Below are 4378 nucleotides of genomic sequence, written 5' to 3' on the forward strand. Positions count from 1 at the left end.
GCGGTTGAGCTGCGGAATCGTTTGAATGGTGAGACGGGGCTGCGGCTGCCGGCGACGCTGATCTTCGATTACCCCACCCCCCAAGCCCTCGCCGAATACGTCATCGTCGCCCTGCTCGGCGAGGAGGCGGCCAACGCCCCCGCCCTGCCGCCCACCGAGGCCCCCACCGTCACCGGAACCGATGACGACCCCGTGGTCATCGTCGGCATGGGCTGCCGCTTCCCCGGCGACGTCCGTACCCCCGAGGACCTGTGGCGACTGGTCTCCAACGGCAGCGACGCCGTGACCCCCTTCCCCGACAACCGCGCCTGGGACATCGAAGGCATCTACGACCCGCTGCCCGGCGTGTCCGGGAAGACGTACGCCCGCGAGGGCGGCTTCCTGCACGACGCGGCCGAGTTCGACCCCGAGTTCTTCGGGATCTCGCCGCGCGAGGCCCTCGCCATGGACCCCCAGCAGCGACTGCTCCTTGAGACGTCCTGGGAGGCCATCGAGCGGGCGGGCATCGACCCGAACAGCCTGCGCGGCACGCAGACCGGCGTCTTCGCCGGAGTCATGCAGACCGACTACGGCAACGGCGGCGCCCGGCTCGCCGAGGACGTCGAGGGCTACATCGCCAACGGCACGCTCGGCAGCATCGTCTCCGGCCGGGTCTCCTACGCGCTGGGTCTGGAGGGCCCGGCGGTCACGATCGACACCGCCTGCTCCTCCTCCCTCGTCGCCATGCACTGGGCGGCCCACGCCCTGCGGCAGGGCGAGTGCTCGCTCGCCCTGGCCGGCGGCGTGACCGTCATGTCGACGCCGGAGACCTTCGTCGACTTCAGCCTCCAGCGCGGCCTCGCTCCCAACGGTCGGTGCAAGGCGTTCTCGGCGGACGCCGACGGCACCGGCTGGGGCGAGGGCGTCGGCGTCCTGGTCCTGGAGCGGTTGTCGGACGCGCGGAAGAACGGGCACGAGGTACTCGCGGTCATCCGTGGTTCGGCGCTGAACCAGGACGGTGCGAGTAACGGTCTGACGGCGCCGAACGGTCCTTCGCAGCAGCGGGTGATCCGCCAGGCACTGGCCAGCGCCGGTCTGACGACGTCGGACGTCGACGCGGTCGAGGCGCACGGCACCGGCACCACGCTCGGTGACCCGATCGAGGCCCAGGCGCTGCTGGCCACCTACGGCCAGGAGCGGGACGCGGACCAGCCGCTCTGGCTCGGCTCCGTCAAGACGAACGTGGGTCACACGCAGGCCGCCGCCGGTGTTGCCGGTGTGATCAAGATGGTGCTCGCGATGCGGGCCGGTGTGCTGCCGAAGACGCTGCATGTCACCGAGCCGTCGCCGCACGTGGACTGGTCCGCCGGCGCCGTGGAGCTGCTGACGGAGACGCGCGACTGGCCGGAGACCGGCCGTCCGCGCCGCGCCGGTGTGTCGTCGTTCGGTGTGAGCGGCACGAACGCGCACGTCATCGTCGAGCAGGCACCCGCCGTCGAAGAGGAGCCGACGCGCGCCCTTCCGGCACTCCCGGTCCCGTGGTCCATCTCGGCCAAGTCGGCCGACGCACTGCGCGGCCAGGCCCAGGCCCTGTCGTCGTTCGTCTCCGCCGCCGGTGATGTGTCGGTGGTGGATGTGGCGTACTCACTCGGTGTCTCCCGTGCCGACCTCGACCATCGTGGTGTGGTGGTGGGGGAGTCGCGTGCGGAGTTGCTCGCGGCTCTGGAGTCGTTGGCGTCCGGTGCCGAGGCGCCGGGTGTGGTGACGGGTCGGGTCGCCGAGGGTCGGTTGGCGTTCCTGTTCACGGGGCAGGGTGCGCAGCGGGTCGGCATGGGTCGGGAACTCGCGGCCGAATTCCCGGTGTTTGCGGCGTCTCTTGAGCAGACGTGTGGCTTGTTGGAGCGTGCCGGGGTTGCGGTGCGTGAGGTGTTGTTCGCCGAGGAGGGTTCGGCCGAGGCCGCCCTGCTGACCCGTACCGTGTATGCGCAGGCTGCGTTGTTCGCCGTCGAGGTGGCGCTGTTCCGGTTGGTGGAGTCGTTCGGTGTGGTGCCGGACTTTGTCGCTGGGCATTCGGTGGGTGAGATCGCTGCCGCACACGTCGCCGGGGTGTTCTCGCTTGAGGACGCGGTGTCCCTGGTCGCGGCTCGTGGTCGGTTGATGGATGCGCTGCCGGAGGGTGGGGCGATGGTGGCGGTGCAGGCCACCGAGGAGGATGTGCTTGCCCTCCTGGAGGGGGTGGAGGACGCCTCCATCGCCGCGATCAACGGCCCCGACGCCGTGGTCGTCTCCGGCACCGAGGCCGGTGTCGCCCGCGTAGTGGACGTACTCCGGGAGCGGGGTGCGAAGACCAAGCGGCTCGACGTCAGCCACGCCTTCCACTCACCGCTGATGGAGCCGATGCTCGCCGACTTCGCCACCGTCGTGGAGGGGCTCTCGTACAAGGCTCCCGCCATCCCGGTTGTGTCGGGATCAGTTGTCGGGAGCGAGTTGTCGACGCCGGGTTACTGGGTGCGGCATGTTCGTGAGGCGGTTCGTTTCGGTGCCGGGGTGGAGACCCTGCTCGCCGCTGGTGTGTCGTCGTTCCTGGAGATCGGTCCGGACGGTGTGCTGAGCGGGATGGCCCGGACGTCCCTGCCCGAGGGCGCTGATGTGGAGTGCGCGCCGCTGATGCGCCGGGACCGCGCCGAGGTGCGGGAGTTCCTGATTGGTCTCTCCCGTCTCGCCGTACGCGGTGTCCCGGTCGCCTGGGAGTCGCTGGTCGAAGGCGGCCGGCGGGTCGAGCTGCCGACGTACGCCTTCCAGCGTCGCCGGTTCTGGCTGGAGGCCGGCCGTTCGGTGACGGATGCTTCGGGTCTGGGCCAGACCGCCGCGGAGCACCCCTTGGTGGGTGCCGTGGTGGGTCTGGCCGGTGGCGATGGTGTGGTGCTGACCGGTCGGGTGTCGTTGCACACCCACCCCTGGTTGGCGGATCACCAGGTCGCGGGGGTGACGCTGCTTCCGGGTACGGGCTTTGTGGAGCTGGCGGTCCGTGCCGGTGACGAGGTCGGCTGTGGCCGGTTGGAGGAACTGACGCTGGAGGCCCCGCTGGTCGTGCCCGACCGGGGCGCGGTGCAGCTCCAGGTCGTCGTCGGCGCACTGGAGACGTCCGGTGTCCGTACCGTCAGCGTCTACTCCCGCGTGGAGGAAGAGAGCGCGGATGACACCTGGGTCCGCCACGCGACCGGCGCGCTCATGGCCGCCGCCGAGGAGCCCGGATTCGACCTCACCGCATGGCCGCCGGCTGGTGCGCGGGCGGTCGATGTGAGTGACGCTTACGCCGGACTGGCGAGCCAGGGCTACGGGTACGGACCCGTCTTCCAGGGGCTGACGGCCGCCTGGCGCAAGGGCCGGGAGGTCTTCGCGGAGATCACGCTGCCGGAGGCCGCGCAGGTGGACGCTTCGGCGTTCGGGCTGCACCCCGCGCTGCTGGACGCTGCGCTGCACGCCACCGACTACCTCGATCAGGAGAGCGCCGAGGGCACGCATCTGCCGTTCGCGTGGAGCGGTGTCTCGCTGCACGCCGCCGGCGCGTCCGCGCTGCGGGTACGGATCGTCGCGACCGGCAAGGACGGATACGCGCTCGACCTCGCCGACAGCACCGGCCGCCCCGTGGCCACTGTTCAGTCGCTGGTCACCCGTCCCGTCACCGCGGACCAACTGTCCGAAGCCTCGGCAACTCAGCACCAGTCGCTCTTCCGGATGGAGTGGACCGCCACGACCGCCCCGGCCGCGACCGCTGATGTCCGCTGGGCGCTTCTCGGCGAGCCGGTCGCGGAACTGGGCGACCTCGCGGGCTTCGGCCGTACGACCGCGTACGCCTCGCTCGCCGACCTGGCCGCCGCCGACGCGGACACCGTTCCGGACCTCGTCGTCCTGCCGCTGGGCAGCCGGATGGCTGAGGGAAGTGACGTACCGGAAGCGGTACGGGAGAACCTCGGTCAGGTCCTGGCGACGATCCAGCAGTGGAACGACGACTCCCGGTTCGACGGCTCCCGGCTCGTGGTGCTGACACACGGTGCCGTCTCGGTCTCCGACGATGAATCGCTCACCGCACTGGATCTGGCTCCGGTCTGGGGTCTGGTCCGCTCGGCCATGGCCGAGACTCCCGGCCGCTTCCTGCTGGTGGACACCGATGGGACCGACCCGTCGACCGACGCGCTGCGTCATCTGGCCGAACTCCAGGAGGCCGAGTTCGCGCTGCGCGAGGGCGAGATACGCGTACCTCGGCTCGCGCGCGTTCCGGTGGCCGGAGCTGGTGCCGACATCACGGGTGGTTTGGGTGATGGTGTGGTGTTGGTGACGGGTGGTACGGGTGGGTTGGGTGCTGTGGTGGCGCGTCATGCGGTGGTGGTGCATGGGG

General features: G+C 70.7%; 1 protein-coding gene. It reads left to right on the forward strand.

Features of this window, described 5'->3' with window-relative positions; all coding sequences use genetic code 11:
• Positions 1–4378 (forward strand): type I polyketide synthase (locus ACH4S7_RS36475; protein WP_398525734.1); only part of this gene is annotated, 4378 nt, incomplete at both ends.

Origin of the sequence: Streptomyces sp. NPDC020965, assembly GCF_044333555.1 — a bacterium.
Classification (GTDB): domain Bacteria; phylum Actinomycetota; class Actinomycetes; order Streptomycetales; family Streptomycetaceae; genus Streptomyces.